This is a genomic window from Pseudoalteromonas sp. S2893 (assembly GCF_005887105.1).
GTDB lineage: Bacteria > Pseudomonadota > Gammaproteobacteria > Enterobacterales > Alteromonadaceae > Pseudoalteromonas > Pseudoalteromonas atlantica.
This window is the reverse complement of record NZ_PNCY01000001.1, coordinates 96,294-115,428: the sequence shown is the minus strand read 5'-3', so window position 1 is coordinate 115,428 and position 19,135 is coordinate 96,294. Positions and strand designations below refer to the sequence as shown.

The 19,135-nt window shown below is 40.5% G+C and carries 22 protein-coding genes; 9 read left to right on the top strand and 13 right to left on the bottom strand.

The window, feature by feature from the left end; all coding sequences use genetic code 11:
* Positions 1 to 14 precede the first annotated feature (14 nt).
* Positions 15 to 230: a hypothetical protein gene (locus CWC04_RS00555; protein WP_004588505.1), complete on the bottom strand. Its 216-nt coding sequence runs from the start codon at positions 228 to 230 to the stop codon at positions 15 to 17.
* A gap of 212 nt (positions 231 to 442) precedes the next feature.
* On the bottom strand, positions 443 to 1,783 hold the full coding sequence (locus CWC04_RS00550) for a sigma-54-dependent transcriptional regulator (protein ID WP_024031667.1): 1,341 nt from the start codon (positions 1,781 to 1,783) through the stop codon (positions 443 to 445).
* Positions 1,784 to 2,021: 238 nt separating this feature from the next.
* On the opposite strand from CWC04_RS00550, the gene CWC04_RS00545 reads away from it, so the two are divergent.
* The 5 genes from CWC04_RS00545 to CWC04_RS00525 all read left to right on the top strand — a co-directional run bounded on the left by CWC04_RS00545 (position 2,022) and on the right by CWC04_RS00525 (position 6,616).
* Positions 2,022 to 2,540, top strand: coding sequence for an NUDIX hydrolase (locus CWC04_RS00545; RefSeq protein ID WP_138684361.1), 519 nt, complete (start codon positions 2,022 to 2,024; stop codon positions 2,538 to 2,540).
* A 182-nt stretch (positions 2,541 to 2,722) separates the two neighbouring features.
* Positions 2,723 to 4,099, top strand: a complete 1,377-nt coding sequence (locus CWC04_RS00540; protein WP_055254734.1) for an NAD-dependent succinate-semialdehyde dehydrogenase — start codon at positions 2,723 to 2,725, stop codon at positions 4,097 to 4,099.
* A 615-nt stretch (positions 4,100 to 4,714) separates the two neighbouring features.
* A complete protein-coding gene (locus CWC04_RS00535) occupies positions 4,715 to 5,500 on the top strand; it encodes an HNH endonuclease (RefSeq protein WP_138684360.1) in 786 nt (261 codons plus the stop codon).
* 108 nt (positions 5,501 to 5,608) lie between these two features.
* On the top strand, positions 5,609 to 5,995 hold the full coding sequence (locus CWC04_RS00530; protein ID WP_138684359.1) for a hypothetical protein: 387 nt from the start codon (positions 5,609 to 5,611) through the stop codon (positions 5,993 to 5,995).
* Positions 5,996 to 6,097: 102 nt separating this feature from the next.
* On the top strand, positions 6,098 to 6,616 hold the full coding sequence (locus CWC04_RS00525; RefSeq protein WP_138684358.1) for a hypothetical protein: 519 nt from the start codon (positions 6,098 to 6,100) through the stop codon (positions 6,614 to 6,616).
* A gap of 143 nt (positions 6,617 to 6,759) precedes the next feature.
* Here the strand turns inward: CWC04_RS00525 and CWC04_RS00520 are convergent, their stop codons facing one another.
* The 3 genes from CWC04_RS00520 to CWC04_RS00510 form a co-directional block, all read right to left on the bottom strand.
* Positions 6,760 to 7,842 carry an endonuclease/exonuclease/phosphatase family protein gene (locus tag CWC04_RS00520; RefSeq protein WP_138684357.1) on the bottom strand — a complete coding sequence of 361 codons (1,083 nt, stop codon included), beginning with the start codon at positions 7,840 to 7,842 and terminating at the stop codon, positions 6,760 to 6,762.
* A gap of 23 nt (positions 7,843 to 7,865) precedes the next feature.
* Positions 7,866 to 8,228: a hypothetical protein gene (locus tag CWC04_RS00515; protein ID WP_024031662.1), complete on the bottom strand. Its 363-nt coding sequence runs from the start codon at positions 8,226 to 8,228 to the stop codon at positions 7,866 to 7,868.
* 76 nt (positions 8,229 to 8,304) lie between these two features.
* Entirely contained in the window at positions 8,305 to 8,553 is a 249-nt protein-coding gene (locus tag CWC04_RS00510; protein WP_004588496.1) for a TIGR03643 family protein, read from the bottom strand.
* A gap of 118 nt (positions 8,554 to 8,671) precedes the next feature.
* On the opposite strand from CWC04_RS00510, the gene CWC04_RS00505 reads away from it, so the two are divergent.
* From CWC04_RS00505 to CWC04_RS00495, 3 genes are all read left to right on the top strand, one after another.
* The gene (locus tag CWC04_RS00505; RefSeq protein ID WP_138684356.1) at positions 8,672 to 9,364 is read left to right on the top strand and encodes a substrate-binding periplasmic protein; all 693 of its coding nucleotides are present in this window, start codon (positions 8,672 to 8,674) and stop codon (positions 9,362 to 9,364) included.
* An 11-nt stretch (positions 9,365 to 9,375) separates the two neighbouring features.
* Positions 9,376 to 10,032, top strand: coding sequence for a YoaK family protein (locus CWC04_RS00500; protein WP_138684355.1), 657 nt, complete (start codon positions 9,376 to 9,378; stop codon positions 10,030 to 10,032).
* Positions 10,033 to 10,106: 74 nt separating this feature from the next.
* Positions 10,107 to 12,167: a TonB-dependent receptor gene (locus CWC04_RS00495; RefSeq protein ID WP_138684354.1), complete on the top strand. Its 2,061-nt coding sequence runs from the start codon at positions 10,107 to 10,109 to the stop codon at positions 12,165 to 12,167.
* Between the two features lie 15 nt (positions 12,168 to 12,182).
* On the opposite strand, the gene CWC04_RS00490 is transcribed toward CWC04_RS00495, so the two are convergent.
* Entirely contained in the window at positions 12,183 to 12,965 is a 783-nt protein-coding gene (locus CWC04_RS00490; RefSeq protein ID WP_138684353.1) for an AraC family transcriptional regulator, read from the bottom strand.
* A 101-nt stretch (positions 12,966 to 13,066) separates the two neighbouring features.
* Here CWC04_RS00490 and CWC04_RS00485 point away from each other — a divergent pair, with 101 nt between their 5' ends.
* Positions 13,067 to 14,269 (top strand): MFS transporter, encoded by a 1,203-nt coding sequence (locus CWC04_RS00485; RefSeq protein WP_249326000.1) that lies wholly within the window; start codon positions 13,067 to 13,069, stop codon positions 14,267 to 14,269.
* Here the strand turns inward: CWC04_RS00485 and CWC04_RS00480 are convergent.
* The 7 genes from CWC04_RS00480 to CWC04_RS00450 form a co-directional block, all read right to left on the bottom strand.
* Positions 14,266 to 14,490, bottom strand: a complete 225-nt coding sequence (locus tag CWC04_RS00480) for a hypothetical protein (protein WP_138684352.1) — start codon at positions 14,488 to 14,490, stop codon at positions 14,266 to 14,268. The two genes, CWC04_RS00485 and CWC04_RS00480, sit on opposite strands and share 4 nt — an antisense overlap.
* Positions 14,491 to 14,607: 117 nt before the next feature.
* Positions 14,608 to 15,450 (bottom strand): glycosyltransferase family 2 protein, encoded by an 843-nt coding sequence (locus CWC04_RS00475; protein ID WP_164521609.1) that lies wholly within the window; start codon positions 15,448 to 15,450, stop codon positions 14,608 to 14,610.
* The gene (locus tag CWC04_RS00470) at positions 15,440 to 16,510 is read right to left on the bottom strand and encodes a glycosyltransferase (RefSeq protein WP_171038547.1); all 1,071 of its coding nucleotides are present in this window, start codon (positions 16,508 to 16,510) and stop codon (positions 15,440 to 15,442) included. The genes CWC04_RS00475 and CWC04_RS00470 overlap by 11 nt, the downstream gene beginning before the upstream one ends.
* Complete coding sequence (locus tag CWC04_RS00465) at positions 16,494 to 17,249, bottom strand: glycosyltransferase (RefSeq protein WP_249326002.1); 756 nt, start codon at positions 17,247 to 17,249, stop codon at positions 16,494 to 16,496. Before CWC04_RS00465 ends, CWC04_RS00470 begins: the two co-directional genes overlap by 17 nt.
* A gap of 16 nt (positions 17,250 to 17,265) precedes the next feature.
* Positions 17,266 to 17,529, bottom strand: coding sequence for a glycosyltransferase family 4 protein (locus CWC04_RS00460; protein ID WP_138684349.1), 264 nt, complete (start codon positions 17,527 to 17,529; stop codon positions 17,266 to 17,268).
* Positions 17,526 to 18,545, bottom strand: coding sequence for a glycosyltransferase (locus tag CWC04_RS00455; RefSeq protein ID WP_138684348.1), 1,020 nt, complete (start codon positions 18,543 to 18,545; stop codon positions 17,526 to 17,528). The genes CWC04_RS00460 and CWC04_RS00455 overlap by 4 nt, the downstream gene beginning before the upstream one ends.
* A complete protein-coding gene (locus CWC04_RS00450; RefSeq protein ID WP_121637043.1) occupies positions 18,542 to 19,126 on the bottom strand; it encodes a glycosyltransferase in 585 nt (194 codons plus the stop codon). The genes CWC04_RS00455 and CWC04_RS00450 overlap by 4 nt, the downstream gene beginning before the upstream one ends.
* Between the last annotated feature and the right edge of the window lie 9 nt (positions 19,127 to 19,135).

The window sequence follows — 19,135 nt, the reverse complement described above, 5'->3', positions numbered from 1 at the left end:
CTAATTTTAAATGACTACTTATTATTAAAATCAGTAATGTTTTGCAAGCTTTCGCTACATTGCTGACAGTTTGAAATTATTTTATCGAGTGCTGCTAACGCTTTATCTTTTGGCATATCGTTTTCTAATACCAGTTTAATGAGCTCTGCATTCATAGAAATTCTATTCAGTGGAGCTCTCGCATCATGTACCAATTTATTTAGCGTATTAACTTCTTTTTCATCACTCATATTACTTCCTATACTTATTCAACCTGAACTCTGATTAAGAGAGCCACTAAAATATTAAATTATAGTGATAACCAAATTCTTTTCTCTAGCCAGAGATTTTCAATGAAAACAAGGCTAATTTACGCGTCAATAGCTGGCCTATTGCAAGCAAATTAAACGCAGTTAACGTTGAAAATAGCTGCTAGAGATAGGTTTATTATTCAGAGTTCAGGTTATTTATATTCTCCAATTCCGCCGTATGCGTTTAATCGGTTATACAATGTTTTTGTACTGATCCCTAGCATTTGCGCAGCTAGCGTTTTATTACCTTGCACCTTATCTAGCGTGGCGTGGATTAACTCTTTTTCAACTTCTTCAATGGTTTGCCCTGCCGAAACATGGTTGTCGGCCACTTGCGTATTTACACGCGAAAACGGCGACTCTAAGTTATCCGGAAGTGTAATTTCGCTCGATTGTGGGTCGCTCATAATAAAGGCGCGATGGATAGCGTGGCGAAGTTCACGCACATTGCCTGGCCACTCGTATTGCTGTAGTTCTTTTAGCTGCTCGTTGTGCCAATAAAACGAAGTACCATTTTCATCGTTAAGCTGCTCTAAAAAGGCTTTCGCAAGCAGTGGAATATCTTCTTTTCGTTCACGCAGCGCAGGAATATCAATGGGAAAAACCGCAAGCCTAAAGTAAATATCTTCACGAATAATATTGTTTTGCGCTAAGTCGGTCAGCGAACGGTTAGTCGCAGAAATAACGCGGCAGTTTATAGGCAGTTCACGATTGCCGCCTACACGTGTTACTTTTTTAGTTTCAAGCACACGCAGTAAGTTTGGCTGCATATCTATAGGCATTTCGGTTACTTCATCTAAAAATAACGTACCGCCGTCTGCTTGCTCAAACACCCCTTCTTTACGGGCAATTGCACCTGTAAAAGCCCCTTTTTCATGGCCAAATAACTCACTACCTATTAACTCTTTAGACAAAGCACCACAGTTGCTCGCCACTAAAGGGCCTTCGCATTGGCTTGCGTTATGAATTGCTTGGGCGACCACTTCTTTACCTGCACCGCTTTCACCCATTAGCATCACGTTAGCATTGGTTTTAGCTACGCGCTCTATCATGGTGTAAAGCTTTTGCATTGGCTCTGATTCACCAATTAAACTATTAAAATGGCGAGTAATCGCCGGAACTTTAGCTTTTTTAGCTGTTTTTTTAGGGCCGTTTAATACCAGCTCTAGGTCTTCGCGTTGCAACGGCTTTAATAAATGCCCAACATCTTGCTCACACATGTCTGCCAAAATCCCTTTTACTGAAGGGTGGCCAGAAATAAGCGTCACTTTTGGAGACTGCCCAATCATTTTTAAATGATCGAGTAAATGAAGACCACTGCCATCTGGCAGCATAAAATCGAGTAATACGTGATCAAAGGTATTATTTTCAAACCATTGATGTGCTTCTTTTAAGCTAGTTGCAGTACAAATGTTGTGCCCGAGGAATTCGACAATGTGGCAAACAACGTCACTAAATTCAACGTCATCATCGACTAAAAGTATGTTTAACATGATAAATCCCTATGCTTTTCTTCTTATTCTACGCACCCTATTTTGCAAATAAAAGGGGCTACTAGAATCTCTTAAAAATGATTAAACTATTGAGTCTTTTAACGTTTAATTTTAACAACCGAGTATGTACGTAAACTTAAGCCATACCGATCATAATTTTTAAAAATAATTAGAATTATTTTTACTACTCGCCTAAGTATACCAGCTGATATAATTTTGCTTTTAAAAAGGAGACAAAATGCAATTATTAAAAACAATGGTCCACCCTGGCATAAATTTAAACCAAGGCACTCAATTTACCCGCCGCACAGGCCGCGCCATTGTGATTAAAGATGCACACATTTTATTAATGTATACCAATCGCTACGAAGACTACAGTTTACCCGGCGGCGGTGTAGATGAAGGTGAAACCCTAGAGCAAGGGTTAATAAGAGAGCTTAGCGAGGAAACTGGCGCGCAAAATATACAGGTTATTAAACCTTTTGGGTTATACGAAGAGTACCGCCCTTGGTACAAAGACGACTTTGATATTATACATATACAGTCGTATTGCTATTTATGCGATACAGACAAAGAGCTTGGCAAAGCAAAGCTTGAACATTACGAGCAACAAAATGGTATGACGCCTAAATGGGTCAATATATACGACGCCATTGCACACAACGAGCGCACAATGAGCCTTAGTGAAAAACAAGGGCTGTCTATCATTCGTGAAACTTACCTACTAAAACAAATAGCACAGCAACTATTTAACTAAGGCTGTAAAATTTGCATAAAGCAGTATTTTTTACTGCTTGCTCATCACTCGCTTTTTATTTACATCCCACAATTAAATTTAAAGCGACTAATATTCAATAACTTAAGCTCTATTTTACTTTATAAAACAAACTGGCTTTGTGTTTGCACCCTTACTGATAACTAATTTGTAAGGAGATAAAAATGAGTAACACAGTTAAAACAATCAACCCCGCAACTGAACAAACCATTGATACCTACACGCTGCTTTCTCAAGAGGAAGCTGAACAAGTAGTAGAAAAATCTCACGAAACATATTTAAAATGGCGCCAAACCTCATTTACCGAGCGTGCTAAGTATTTAAATAAACTAGCCTCTTTATTTGAAGATCAAAAAGAAGCCATTGCTAAGCTAATGACCGAAGAAATGGGTAAAGTGTACGAGCAAGGTTTTCAAGAAATTGAACTGTGCGCTGGTATTTGTCGTTACACAGCCGAAAACGGCCCACAAGTACTTGGCGATGAAGAGCGCGATATGGATGGTGGCCGCGCTATTGTTAGCTACCAACCAACGGGCGTTTTATTAGGTATTCAGCCTTGGAACTTCCCGCTTTACCAAGTAATTCGTTACAGTGCCGCTAACATTATGGCCGGTAATACCACCGTACTTAAACATGCCGGTAATGTATTTGGTATGGCAGAGAAAATCGATACCCTGTTTAAACAAGCGGGCTTCCCTGAATATTGCTTTAGCAACTTACTTATTGATGGCAAAACTGCCAGCGCGCTTATTTCACACAAAGCAATCAGCGGCGTAACATTTACAGGCAGTGACGCTACCGGTAAAAAAGTAGCTGAAGAAGCAGGTAAATACGTTAAAAAAACAGTGCTTGAGCTTGGTAGTAACGATGCCTACTTAGTACTTGATGATGCAGATTTAGACCTTGCTGTTGAAACCTGCGTTACAGGGCGCATGATCAACAACGGCGAAACCTGTGTATCGGCAAAACGCTTTGTGGTTGTAGAGTCACTATATGATGACTTTAAAGAAAAAATTAAAGCGCAATTTGAAGCACTAAAAATGGGCGACCCAATGGCCGAAGATACCGATTTAGGCCCAATGGCTCGTGAAGATTTACGTGATAAAATTCACGACCAAGTAATGCAATCCGTTGAAGCAGGTGCAAATGTAGTAACAGGCGGTGAAGTGCCATCGCAAACAGGTTACTACTACCCACCGACTATTCTTGATAATTTATCGCCGGGCATGCCAGCATACGATGACGAGTTATTTGGCCCTGTAGCCTCGCTCATTAAAGCAAAAGATAACGACGATGCAATGCGCATCGCCAACGACTCTCGCTATGGTTTAGGCGGTGGTATTTTCTCTAAAGATGAGAAAAAAGCCATTGAACTGGCTAAAAAGCACTTTGATACCGGTATGATCAATATTAACGGTTACGGCCTTGCCCAACCAAACCTACCGTTTGGTGGTGTTAAAGAAAGTGGTTACGGCCGAGAGCACGGCGGCTTTGGTATGCGCGAATTTGTGAATATCAAATGTATTATGATCAATAGCTAATTTAGCTGCACCTGAGATACACGTATTAAAAAAATATTTATACGTGTTTTAAAAAATATTATTAAGCCTAAAGGTGAGCAATCACTTTTAGGCTTTTTTATGGGTATAGGCGCTAAGTGTAATGCATTTAAAGGCTATATTTTGCTTAAAAATTCACACCTAAAACTTCACTTCCCAATTTAGCTTATTTAGTAAAAGCCCAAGTATATTGTTTAAAATTGTGAGTTCAGATAGCTCGATAAACTCTGTAAAACCTAGCGCTAAGATTTGATATATAGAAGCTGGTACAAAACCTAAAGATTTGATGGATAGACTAAAAATGACAGACAATAATGAGCGAGGAGCGTTCATTGAGGCTGGCTAAACTTCGTCGTTAATAGATTGGTTAAACTGCTCTTTGCGCATATATTCATGAAAATGAGCGTCGAGCGCATATTGTTCTATTTATCTTTTCTTTAAAGTTTTAGAAAACTTAGTAATAGTAATACCTTAGGTTATTTGCTAAAACTATATCATGCAGAGAAATGAGCTTGGAGTCGGCAGAAATATGCGCGATGAGCGCACTATTAAATTGTTAGATTTTCGTGCATTTCAACATTACATCGGGAGTAATATTTGTTTCCAAGACATCATGATTTTAAATTTTGCGCTAGCTATAAACTGGCAGATGAAGTTAGAGCCGCAGTGTTTGATGGTTATTGCGATCCTCCACTAGAAATAGCGTCGGATTTCGAAAATCAGGTTATGAAACCGATTAAAAATTCCTTACTCCATGATTACATTACGCATTATATAAATGGATATTTTTATTTTTATCTTATGGATGCAGGAGGAGATGAATGTAGTGGTGATGAAATTACTCAATGGTGTGAAGAGTATAAAATACCTCTAAAAACACCAGAGGAATACTACACGAGTGTTGGTATTGAGTGGGTTGAAGACGAAGCAGATTTTTTTGAATACAATACTGAATATCTACTCAATATGGCTTCAACAGAATTAACGCCATTAATTCAAACTGAAGTTTTTAATTTACTATTTTCTGACCGATGTTTCTTGATTGAGTTTAATAAGTCAATAGCAGAAGAGATATCAGGTCTAAAGGTTATTGATTTCCACAACGTTTTGAAAAGAGATGGTGTACTAAAACGGGCTACATATTGGCCTGCTTGGCTTAAACGAGCCTTATTCTGTAGAGAGAAAGGTCTTTGTGCAATTTGTAAAACTGATCTTAGTTCAATTTTTCATACTGGCGGAAAGTTAGCAATAGATCATATGGTGCCACTTAATTTAGGTGGTGTTAATGACTCAAGTAATCTCCAGATGTTATGTGAAAAGTGTAATCTTGAAAAACTTGGAGATACTATTGTTACAACAAACTTGCATCCAACATTTTGGTGAAAATCTAACAAGGCATTTAAACTGAACTAAAACAGCGGGTTAGGTTTCGCTACGCTACACATTTCAACCCACTATTTTAGTCCGCTTAATGCGGCGTTAGGAGCCATAATGGAAACATGTTTAGATATTCACAATTATCAGTGTTGGTACTTGGAAAACCTTCAGTATCAGGGCAAGCTCTTGACTCTGACGCTAGGTGAAAGCTCTAGGGTTTCAGAAGAGCATACAGATCCTAAGAAATTCCTTGTTGTTTTTTCAGATACGATTCAATATCAAGTTTACGATGAATGTGATCATTCAAAAGATTTTCATGCTAACAGGGAAAGTGGTGTAGTTGGAGAATATCAAAATTCCAGTCTCATAGAATATTTAAAATCAGAGACTTTAATCTATGACACAACGCCAGGTGAACTTAGGCATTTTTCTATCATGACTGGCAATGAGTTCATCCACGTAATTACCAGAAAAGGGCCATTAATTTTAAATGTCACCTAACAAAAATTATGTCACCCGCAGGCGAGCTGGGGCACAAACAGGCAGGCGGCTTCGCCATTATGCCCCACATTTCTGCGCCCCTTATTTAAAAGTTAAAAGTCTATGAACCATCCGCTATTGCCAATGCCAGAACGAACAAAAGAATCAGATGCGGTTTATGCTGTATTGGGACGAGCGTTGGCATATGCTACAGAATTTGAAAGTAACTGTAGAGCGTTAGCCCACCTTTTTGATATTGAAAAATCGGAGAGTGAGTTCTCTTATGAGGTATGCAAGCTAGTCAAGTCAGGTACTTTGCATGCTAAGATAAAACTACTCATTGATGAGCATGGATTGCCTGATTGGGTAGAAGAAAAGATTCATGGTGCAAGAAAAGCAAGAAACTTTATCGCACATGAAGCTGCCGAAGATCATAAAATAATGATGTCAACTTCACAGTTAATGAAAAGTTTCGAAACTACTATCATGCAAATGACAGGTGAGATTGCCGATGGAAATCAAATCGTGCTAGATGTAACAAGTTTACTGAAAGAGGGGAAGCGTGGTCATGGTTCTGACACAGTTGCATACTCTTTCGCTGTTGCTTCCTGGGTTAGTCGTGAGAAAAAGCAGTCAACTTGACGCTTCGTAAGTTACTGCGACGTTACCACTGTTTGCAATTGGCACTCTCCTGCCACTCGACGACATAAATATTGATTATAATTGGCAAGGTATTTTACTGTGTCGGATGGCGCTTCGCTTATACGACCTACACAAGCTAATAGCTACGACTCTTTTTCAAACCTTGGTACTTTGCGTTTATCGGCTTTGCTCATAGCAAGTTCTTGTATCTCTTCTTGCTTAAGCTCGTCTGATTTATCTTCTAATGAATGCTGCTTGGCGTTTTCATACACCAGCTCGGTAAGTAGTGCAAAGTGGTCGGAGCCATATTTAGCAAGGCGCTTAATACGCTTTACTTTAAACCCTTGGCTGTGAAATAAATGATCGAGCGGCCAGCGCATAAAAAAGTAACTTGCGTGAAAGGTGTTATAAAAACCACGGCCTTTACGTGGGTCTAAAAAACCACTTATTTGCATAAATAAACGGGTGCTGCGCGACCATGCCACGTCGTTTAAATCACCGGCTACAATGGTCGGGCGTGTTGGCTTTTTAAGTGCTTTAGCGACCATTATTAGCTCTGAGTCACGTGGGCGCGATGAGTCTTCCTCTGTGGGACTTGGTGGCGCGGGGTGTATAAAGTGCCCTTGCATTTCAAGGCCTTCATTGTTTTCGAACAGGATATGAATTGAAGGAATATCATCTTCAATGAGCTCACATATTTGCGCATCAAGAATTTTAAATTTACTGTATAAATGCATGCCGTAGCGGTTGTCTTTAGGGCATTCAATATAATAGGGGTAGTTTTTTTTAAGAACAGCTAATTTGTTTTCCCACCAGCTGTCGCTTTCAAGGGTAATTAATAAATCGGGCTGGTGTTTATCAACCAGTGAGATTAGTTGCTCACTATTGTGGTTTGACATAAGCACATTAGCCGACATGATTCTAACACTGTGATCTTCGCTCACTGAGGCCGTTTTAACTTCTTTTTTAGCAAGCCAAGTGTAAGGAAATATCCACTTACCTTGTAATGCCATGGTTAGTAATGCGGTTAAAGCAGTATACAAATACCCGCTATTGCCGCTTTGCCACAGTAAATAAAACGATATAATTGCAACAGTGCTGGCTATATAAAATACCTGTAGTCGAACGAAGTCGCAGCTGCGCACTAAGTAGTGCTGACTGTATGACATAGGTAATAAGGTCACTAATAAAAAAAAGCCAATGATTATAGCCAGTGCAATGAGCATTTAAATATCCTTATAAATTGTACTTAACGAGTTAAAATTGAAAGTATTTCTCGGGTATCGTGCACCATGTGTATAACTGTACTGTCTATTTTTATACTTACTGTACCATTATCTCTAGAACGTTCAATAACGCGGCCTTGTTTATATACATTGCGGTCTAAGTAATCGCCTCTATGGTAACGCTTACTTAACCCTGGTGGCGTCCACCCAGCACGCACTAACTTTTTTTGCTGCTTTTTAGATAGTTTCTTACTGCTTTTATAGTTGTGCTGCTGATGTTTATGGTGGCCATTTTTATGGCCGTGATTGTCTTTGTCGGGCTTTGCCTGTGCATTAACGCTAACCAAGGCACCCGCTAAAAAAACCGTATATAAAAACGCTTTCATAAATAATCTCTAATAATGTTAATAGCTAAAGATTATCAAACACGCCTGAACATCATATGAAACTGCAAGCAGCTATTTATCTCGGCTTGTACTGTGTTTTGCAATGGCTGCGCATTATGGCTGGGTCTCGCAGTTTTAAATGCTTGGTTTTACGCCCTGCGTGGCGTTTGCGCCACACTTTAAAACTACCCTTTGAAATATGCTCTCGCATGAACAATACCAGCTGTGAATAATTAAGCCCGTATAACTGCTCTATTGCCTCAAAGGGAGTTCTGTCTTCCCACGCCATTTCTATAATTCGCGATTGCTGCTCTGCGTTAAACATGGTTATCTCTTAAAATTTAAACTTATACGAGAAGAAAAAATACATAGATCATCACCTCAAAACCGAATATAGCTGTATAATAAACACACTAACATAAGAAAAAATCGGATTTACATTCATGCGCACATTATTGCTGCTTTTAGCTTTTAGTTTTTCTTCGCTATTATTAGCCGCGCCTAATAAAACGCTGCGCTGTGCAACTACCCATTACCCGCCTTTTACAATTTATGACGATAAAACACATACCTTTACGGGCATAGACATAGACTATTTAGCTTTTATAGAGCGTAATTTAAATTTAAACATTGAGGTGGTGCATTTACCGTGGGCACGCATTAAAAAAGAAATGTCGTTAGGTTACTACGATTGTTACTTTGCGTTGGCTAATAATACCGAGCGTGCGCAATATTTAGAATTTACCACTGAGCCGCTACACACCACTCAATTTGGTTTATTTAGCACAGAAAAAGCAACCCTTAATAATGACTTATCAAATTCACGTATTGCTATGCTAAGAGGCGTTAAATTACCCAATGTACTGGCAAAAGAATACAATATTAAACAAAGCAACTTTATGCATTCACTCTCTACTAAAGCCACGTTTGATTTGCTTGATAAACAGCGTGTTGACTACGCAATTACTAATTATCAAGCCGGCTTATGGTACTCAAAAGGCTATAAAAACATTCATGCTAAGCAGCTTGAAGGCTACGCCCTACCTGTTTATATTGCTTTTAAGCACGGTGTGGTCGACACCGCACTCGTTGATGAGCAAATAAAACGCTATAAAGCGCAATTCGGTGTGCATTAATAAGGTAGGCAATGTTAACTAAATTACCAAAATGGGTTGAGTACGGCGCGTTTGCGCTCGCTTTTATTGCTGGCATTGTGAATGCTGTAGGGTTATTAGGGTTTGAGCATCAGGCTATTTCTCACCTTTCCGGTAGTGTTACTTTACTTGGTATAAAACTAATGAGCAGTACCTCTGCTGCGTTACTACTAATGAGTATAATTTTAAGCTTTATGCTTGGCTCTGCCCTTTCTGGTTTTTTACTTACCGGCGGCTCGTTAAAGCTGGGACGCCATTACGACACCCTATTATTTATTGAAGGCCTATTACTGCTTTTAAGCGCCTATTTACTCAGCCGCGCCCATGTTTATGGCATAACGCTTGCCTCTGCCGCCTGTGGTTTACAAAACGCCCTTGCCACTAACTACAGCGGCGCAGTAGTGCGCACCACTCATTTAACCGGTATTTTTACCGACCTAGGTTTAATGATAGGCAAAGTGCTAAAAGGTGAACCCTTTGATACCCGCAAAGGCGTCATATTTATACTTATTATTGCCGGCTTTTTACTAGGTGGAGTGTGCGGGTTTATGCTTTATGAGCACTTAGCCCTACTTGCTTTAACCGTGCCCGCTGCGGCTTGCTTTATATTATCGCTAACTTATCGGGTATATAGAATACGCGCACTTTAACGCAAGCGGTTTAAAAACTGTTTAAAACACCTTACCATGGCGTTAATAAAGCGTTACTCACCTTAAAGGAATGTATGAAACCTTATATTTTGCCGCTGTTATTGCCACTCAGCCACGTTGCACTTGCTGATAATAAAAACGATGATGCAATAGAAACCATAACAACCACCGCATCACGTACAGAAGCACTGGCTACCCCCTATCCGCTTACTATTAGTACTTTATCTGAAGCGCAGTTAAATAGCATTGCACCTACTCATGTTGAAGAGTCGTTACAACGTATTGCAGGTGCTAACGTACAGCGCGGTAATGGGCAAGAATACCTACCGGCACTTCGCTCGCCGGTGCTCTCGGGCGCGGCAGCCTGTGGCGGCATACTAACCCTTGAAGATGGCATTGCACTGCGTGCTGCAGGCTTTTGTAATATTAACGAGCTATTTGAAGCGCATAGCGAAATGGCGCAGCGTATTGAAGTGTTAAAAGGGCCGGGCTCTGCACTGTATGGCTCAAACTCCGTACACGGTGTAATTAACGTAATAACCCCTGATACAACCCAAGGCGGTGGATTAGTCGGGCTTGATTATGGCTCATACGGATATGCCCGTTATAAGCTTCGCGCTGGGCAAGACTACGGCAACAGTGGTATTGGCATAAACGCCAGTGTTACCGACGATACCGGTTACCGTGATGATGAAAGCGTTAAACAGCAAAAAATAAATATTCGCCACCGCTTTGAGCACTCAAACCTATTGCTTACCTCTGGCCTTACATACACAAATTTAGATCAGCACACTGCGGGCTTTATTACGGGTTTTGAAAGCTATAAAAACGAAGACATAGCACAGCAAAACTTTGACCCCGATGCATTTAGAAAAGCCCGCTCATTTAGAGCGTGGAGCAACGCCCAGTGGCAATTAAAAAACGGCAATGTGCTTTCTATTACGCCTTATGTGCGCGACCAAAGCATGGACTTTTTTAAGCATTTTTTACCTGGCACCCCGCTTGAAACCAACAGTCAAACAGGCATAGGTGTGCAATCACTGTATCAACATAACTTGCAAAGTAATGTAAAAGTAAACCTAGGGCTTGATGGCGAATACACTCGCAGCGACTTTACTCAAAGCCAAAACGAGCCAACTCAAGGCTCTGCATTTTTAGTAGCCACAGTACCGCAAGGCAAACACTACGATTACGATGTAAACGCAACCCTGTATGCGCCGTTTGCATCAGTTGAGTGGCAATTAAATAAATGGTTTATTAGCGCCGGCCTCAGGTATGAGCATATGCAGTACGATTACACTAATAATATGCTCACAGGGCGCACAACAGAAGACGGCACAGAATGTGGTTTTGGCGGTTGCCGTTATAGTCGCCCAGCCAGTGGTAAAAATAGCTTTAGCAATACCTCACCTAAATTTGGCGTGAGCTACAAGCTCAACAATAACAATACGCTATACGCTAACTTTTCCCGTGGCTACCGAGCGCCGCAAGCGGCAGAGCTTTACCAATTACAACGCGAGCAAACGACCGCCGATTTAAACCCCGAAATAGCCAATAATGCCGAGCTTGGTTTAAAAGGATATTACAGCAATGTAAGTTACGCATTGGCTGTGTATGCTATGAGCAAACACAATACTATTTATCGCGATAGCGACTTCTTTAACGTTAACGATGGCAGTTCACGTCACAGAGGTATTGAGCTTGAAGTAGATTATGCATTAAGCAAAACGCTTAACTTACAATTTGCAGGTACGCATGCAAAGCACACGTATACCAATAATCAGTTAATTAATGGGCTAAATATAAACGGTAACAACGTAGACACCGCGCCTCGCAATGTGGCTAACCTTGATTTAACCTGGCAAGCCTTTAATAACCTAGCGCTTGCACTGCAATGGCATAGCGTAAGTAGTTACTATACCGACCCAGAAAACCTACATAGTTACGAGGGGCATGATATTTTAAGCTTGCGTGCAAAGTGGCAAGTTACCAATAATTTAGAAGTGCTTGCACGTATAATTAACCTTACCGACGAAGCTTATGCAGAGCGTGCTGATTACACCAGCTTTACTGGCGATAGGTACTTCCCGGGTAAACCGCGTAACGCCATGCTTTCAGCTACGTACACGTGGTAAAACCATGTATAAAGGTTAATTTAAATCGCCCATATATTTAGTGGGCGACTTTCCCATTACCTTTTTAAACATAGTTATAAACGCACTCACCGATTCGTACCCCAATAATGCCGACACTTGCTGTACACTTTGCCCATCTGATAGTGCCTGCAGCGCTGTAATTATATGTAATTGCATTCGCCACTTACCAAAGGTCATACCGGTTTGCTTTTTTATAAGCCGTGCCAACGTACGTTCGGTTAATGCAAAATTTTGTGCCCATTGTGCAAGGGTTTTACGATTATTTGGCTGTGCGAGTAACTGCTGCCCCATTGCTTGAATAACCGAATGCTTAGATAACACAAAGTCGAGCGGCTGGGCGGGCATTTCAATTAATAAATCAAACAGTACCTGAGCTAAACGTGCTGTTTTAGAGCCTTCATTATAGGCTTGGTGTTCGCTTGCTAGTTTTAGCATTAAACTTTTTACCAGCCCCGTTATTGCTAACGTACAGGTATGCTGTGGCATACCGTGCTTATCGGCATCAATAAATACAAAACATAATTTGGCGTTATCAGATGCGCGATTGCTGTGTAAAGTGTTTGCAGGTACCCAAATAGCGCTGTGCGTTGGCACCATCCACATTTTGTTAGCCGCTTCGCAGGTAACATAACCATCAAGCGCTAAAATTAGCTGCCCCTTAGGGTGAGTGTGTAACGGGTATTCTTTACTGCCTTGTGCGGTATCTACTTTGGCAATTATAGGCTGTACCATGTGCTCGTAGTTTTGTAGGTATCCCCACCCTTTAGGCTCAAACATATTTTGTCAGTTTTTAGTTATTTAATGTCAGTATAGCTAAATTATAATACTGCTGATTTGTTTATACTAGCGCCAATAATTAGCTAATTTATTTTGTAATAATGACTCATAAACCTCACAGTAATGCTGGTATGTCGCGCTTTTCAAGCGTATTGCTTGTTATAGGTATTTTACTTATTGCTGCCAATTTACGTGCGCCTTTTACAGGGGTTGCCCCTGTGCTTGAACAAATAATTGCGCATTTTAATTTAACCGCTTCGCAAGCAGGCTTTATTACCACGTTACCGCTAATTTCCTTTGCCATTATATCGCCTATGGCTGCAAGCCTCGCTAAACGCCAAGGGCTTGAGCGGACATTGTTTTTTGCTGTATTTTTAATATTACTGGGTATTGCTGCACGGGTGGTTAATTCATCCATTATGCTATTTGTAGGCACAGCCATAATAGGCGCAGGTATTGCCATAGCTAACGTATTGCTACCAAGTATAATAAAACGCGACTTTGCGGCAAAAGTGGCGGTAATGACCTCTGCTTATGTACTCACTATGGGCATTGCCTCGGGTGGCTTTTCAGCATTAGTTTATCCGCTTAGCCAATATGAAGGGTTAGGCTGGCAGTTTGCATTAGGGGCAAGTGCACTCATTACAATTACCACTTTAATTGTGTGGATGGCGCAATTAAATAAACACACAAAACCGGCACAAACAGCACAGGCCTCAACACTTAACAAAAGCGTATGGCGCTACCTACTTGCTTGGCAAATTACCTTGTTACTGGGGCTAAATTCATTTTTAAATTACATCATTATTACTTGGCTGCCTAGCATACTCACCGAAGCGGGCCAAAGCGCAACGCAAGCAGGCGCATATCATGGTGCTTTTCAAATTGCGACCGCCATACCTGGGCTTGTGCTTATACCTTTGCTAGGAAAATTAAAAGATCAAAGTGCGCTTAGCTTTATACTCGCATCACTGAGTGCGTGCTGTGCGCTAGGGCTACTTTATATGCCAAGCTTTGCATTAGTGTGGACGCTACTACTTGGCTTTAGCTCGGGGGCGTGCTTTATTTTAGGGCTGTCGTTTATTAGCTTACGTACCGATAACTCCAAGCAAGCGGCTTCGCTTTCGGGTATGTCACAAAGTATTGGCTATTTGTTGGCGGCTATTGGCCCTATGGTAGCTGGGGCGCTACATACAAGTACCGGCAGCTGGAGTGCGCCGCTTTGGTTATGTGCAGGTGCAGGTGTGTTATGTGCTACATGTGGATGGTTTAGCGGCAAAAACACCACGCTTAATAATAGTTAACTTACTAGCTGCTGTAACCATGAAAACAAGCCCGTTGCTGGCTTTTTTGCGGGGCGATGCTTTTGCTCAAAGCGTTTATTAGCAGATTGTCGTTGCTCGCGGCGCAGCTGTGCTAAATTAGCTTTTGCAGCAAAACGCAAACGCTGCTCTTGGGTTAGTTCGTCATTAAAGTTAATGGCTGACTTTTTAACTGCTCGGCTACTTTTCGGTGAACTACACATATTTTTCTCCAAATGACTGTCTTATAAATAGACAGTCATTTGGTTAAAAAAATTTCAATTAATAATATTTGCTTATCATTTTATGCTGTTTAGCTTTTAGCATGCAGCACACCTCATTTAATACGGCGAGGTAGAGCGGCATGCTTCTATCTCATCGCGGGTCGGCTTTTTTAAAAATTTAACGCTGTGGCTCTTTTCGTCAATTTTAACTATATCCATAACGGCCATTTTTTTTAGCCAACCAAACATAGGTAAAAACTGCCATTTTTTTGCAAAGGTGTTGGCGTTATTACAAATATCTTCAGCGTAGTTTATAGGTGGCGTAAACTTGTCGTGGTATTGGTGCAGTACCCAATCATCAATGTAATTAAGCTTTATGTTGTTAACTTTACACTGCATAGCAAAGTCGGTGTCTTCAGCGCCGTAACCAATAAATTGCTCATCAAAGCCATTCACTTTATTAAAGTCACGTTTATTAATCGCAAAAATTAAAGACCAAAAAGTTAAAAAATCTACATTTTCGTTTATAGGCAGGTTTTTGCGTTTTGGATGATCAACAGCCTCCTCTACTAATAGCTCGTAGTTACCATTACAAGGCACATACGGTAAATACTTTGCCTTGGCACTTACCACTAATTTATGGGTTAATTTAGTCAGTAAATTTTCAAAAAGTGTGGGAGAGCAAATACAGTCTACGTCTATAAAAATAACGTTATTTTGCTGAGCATTTTCAACCCCAGTATTACGCGCTTTAGCGAGGGGTAAACCTGTGCTTTGCATATATACATTTTTGGTTAAAAAAGACGTGCTTGGGGTAACATTGTGGCTGTTTTTTTCATCCATCCACACCACCACCATATCGGTTGGGCGCAGCGTACTATTTTCTATACTATGAATAAGGTTAGCAAGTTGCTGGTGACGCCCTTTTACAATAGTAACGACTGAAAATTTATGGCTCAATTGCAACCTCCTCAACTAACGTAATAAATTCGCTAATAAACTGTTCTGTATCACTTATTATTTGTGCTTTACTCATTTTGGTTTTTCTTGCATCAATTAATGCGGCCTCTATTAGGGCATTGTTTTGCTGTAAAAACGCTGAAAAAGGTAAATGCACGGCAAGATTATTTTTAGCTAACATACGCGCTTTTTCATCTTGCTCTTGGTAGGGTCTGTTTTCGGGTATAACAATCAGCTTTTTTCCCAGTGCTAACAACTGTGATACTGCATTGTTGCCACCACTTGTAACTACAACGCTTGCAGTAATCGCTTGGCTTATATTAGCCACCATCCCTTTATAGGTTACTCCTTTAATAGGCTCGCCGTGGCAGCCAATAACCTCAACGTGATCTGTGTAATTAGTAAGTACACGTGCAATTAATGCCGCTCTTTGGGCATTTGTTATTAGCAAAGTAATATGATTGCCAAAACCTGTTTTTGAGGCGTTTTCACAATCTGTGTATTTTGATATAAACCCCAAATAATGGGTTTTATTAAAATAGCCGTAGTGAGGTATTTCTAGCTGCTTTGGGTACGGGGCGTATAATTTAGTCGCGCATTCATAGGCAAACACTTGAGTAGGGTCGCCACTAATATCACCCGAATGGCGCTGCATTAAAACAGGTATACCAATACTTCTGGCCATAATAGTGAGTTCGGCCGATACATCACTTATAAATAATACCGGTTTGTATTGCTGCGCTAATAAGTTAAAAGTTATAGAGCGCTCAAGTGGCGCTTCGCTATATTCTATTCCTTCAAACGCTGCGTTATAGCTCCTTTGCACTGAGCTTTGCCCTACCCATTTTGAAGGCAGCTTTTCGAAAACGCCCCGCTTACACACTTTATTTAAAGCCATTTTGACTTTTAAATCGCCATAGAGCACCACTACGTTATAGCTATTTTGAAGCTTATTTATAAGTAATTCAGCGCGTGTAATGTGGCCCGCGCCATGATGATGAACATAAAAAAATACAGTCGGTAAATTTGGCTCATAATTTGGCTCATATAAGTGCTGCATATTCGGCCTCATAATTTGAAACAGTAACGTTAAAGTCGAAGTTTTTAGCGAATGATTGGCACGCTTGCGGCGTTATTTTGCCCAGTTTTTTAATGGCTGATACAGCTTCATCCACATTGTTTAGTGCGGTGCACACATTAGAAAATCGCAATTCTTCGGGTATGGCTGTTTTAAAGCCTACAACCGGTATGCCATGAGCAAGCGCTTCAATGGTGGTTAGGCCAAAAGGTTCGTGCCACTTAGAGGTGGCTAAAAATAAGCGAGATTTAGCAAGCTCAATAAATAACTCATCATGTTTTAAATGCCCTAAATAACAAATGGAGTCTGTAAGTAAGGGTTCGACTTTAGCTTTAAAATATTCTTCATCTTCAATGGGGCCAGCTATAGATAAATTGCGCTGTAACTTTTGCGCTATTTGAATCGCCGATACTAGGTCTTTTTCGGCGTTAATACGCCCCATCCAAAACAAATCATGGGCTTTATTTTCCTCTAGTACACATTCCCTTTTGGGCATAGTAACGCCATTTGAAATCACTTTAATTGCGCTACCAAGCTGAGACTCCCACTCTTTACACAACCGGTTAGACACGGCTATATAACGATGATCGCTACGCGCTTTATGCAGCTTATGTATTAAGCCAAGCTTTGGTGATACAGGGGCATGTAAAGTAATCATGCTTTTTATATTGTGCAGTAATGCAACATCATATATCGCATGATAATAACTGTGGTAATGCACCACGTCGTAATACGAATTATCTATTAGCGCAAACTGGGCGGCCTGATACAGTTTTTTGGCCTTCTTCTTCTGTGGTTATGTTGTCTTTCATGCGCAGGGGGGATTCATCTAACTGTAAAATGTTAAACTCGTTTTCTTCATCAGCGTCTTTACACAACACATCAACAGTGTGCCCTTTTTTACAAAGTGCGTTAGCTAAATTAGCAACAAAGGCCTCTGTCCCCCCCTTAAAAGGTTGTCGCAAAGAAACTATAGGGCTTGCGACCATTAGTATTCTCATGCAATTCTCCCTAATATGTTACTGTATTCGCTGCACATTTTAGCTATAGGGAAATTACGCGCGCTTTCAATTACATCATTTTTATTTAACGAAAAAGAAGCTTCAAGCGCGGCAGCTAAACTGTTTACGTTATTACCTTTAGCCAGTACGCCTGCCCCTTCACTGACTATTTCAGCAAACGCACCGCGATTAAACGACACCACTGGCGTACCTGTTGCCATAGCTTCTAAAGTAGAAAGCCCAAATGGCTCATCCCAGCGGGTACCAAATACAGCAGCTTTGGCATTTGCCAATTGGAGTTTAATACTGTGGTGATCAAGATGCCCTAAATAGCTATCGCAGGGTCTTAGCAAAGGGCGTACTACATCATCCATATAGTGTTTATCTGCGATGGGGCCGGCAAATTTTATAGCAATACCCATTTGTTGCGCTGTAGATATTGCTATATCAATGCCCTTACTCGGTAATATTCGGCCATAAGTAAACACATAATCTTGAGGGTTCTTTGTTACCTGCCAACGTTTAAGGTCTATGCCATTGTAAGTAACTTCTACTTTGTCGTTTATAAAGGGCTTCCACGCCTCAGCTAAAGAATGCGACACTGCGGTGAAGTGTATAAACGGCGAGTAAGAAGCCAGCCCCACAATCGCTTTAAGTTTTGAATAAGGCGGCGTATGCAATGTGGTTAACATGGGAATGTTATGTTTACTGGCCCACAATATGGGGATGGGATTAAGAGAGTTATTATGTACTACGTCAAACTGCTCTTTAGCTATATCGGCCATTACTTTGAGCATAAAATCGTTTTCAACTATATCGGGGTATTGTTGATATTGGCTGTTATCTATCTGAAACGATTTTAAATTACAGTTAACCTCGCTGTCTGGGTGAGCATATAAAGTAACCTCATACACTGATTGGTAGTATTCAACCAGTGCACCAGTAAAGGCTTCTAGCCCACCAGCATAGGGCGATTTAATAGGAAATCGAGGGTGAGCTATAATCGCAAGTTTCATACTGCAAGCTCCTCGCGTCCGTGCGGCTTTTTATACAAAAGAACCCATGGCGCTTCCTTTTTGCTTTTTGCAGTAAACATTTTTTTCATTAACTGCCAATCACTGCTTGGCGCTGTTTCAAAGGGTAAAAACTCTAATAAAGAATCTTTTTTAAATATTATGCTTTCCAGCGGTCTTTGATAGGTGCGATCTACTTTCTTTGTGTTATCAAAGTAATAAGGAGTAAAAACAAAGTCCTCTTCAAAGCCTTCGTTTATTAGTTTAAAAGTGTGCTTTTCATCAAATACGTCATCATCTGTACGAAAAACCACAAAGTCACTCAACGTAGCTTGTAGCCCCACGTTATAAGCCGCAAATCGACAATTTAGCTGGTGATCAATATAAATGATGCTTGGGTCAATCGCCTTTAACCTTAGGCGTAAATTATACCTCTGTTTGTACTTTTGCGTTGAATTATCAACAATGGTTATGATGCAGTTACTGGCGTATTTTTGTATTTCTTTAACCCGATCTATAACACCTTCATTGCAGTGGTAAGTTACTAACACAATGGCAGTTTTACAGTATCTTTTGCTTTTCATTATTCTTCC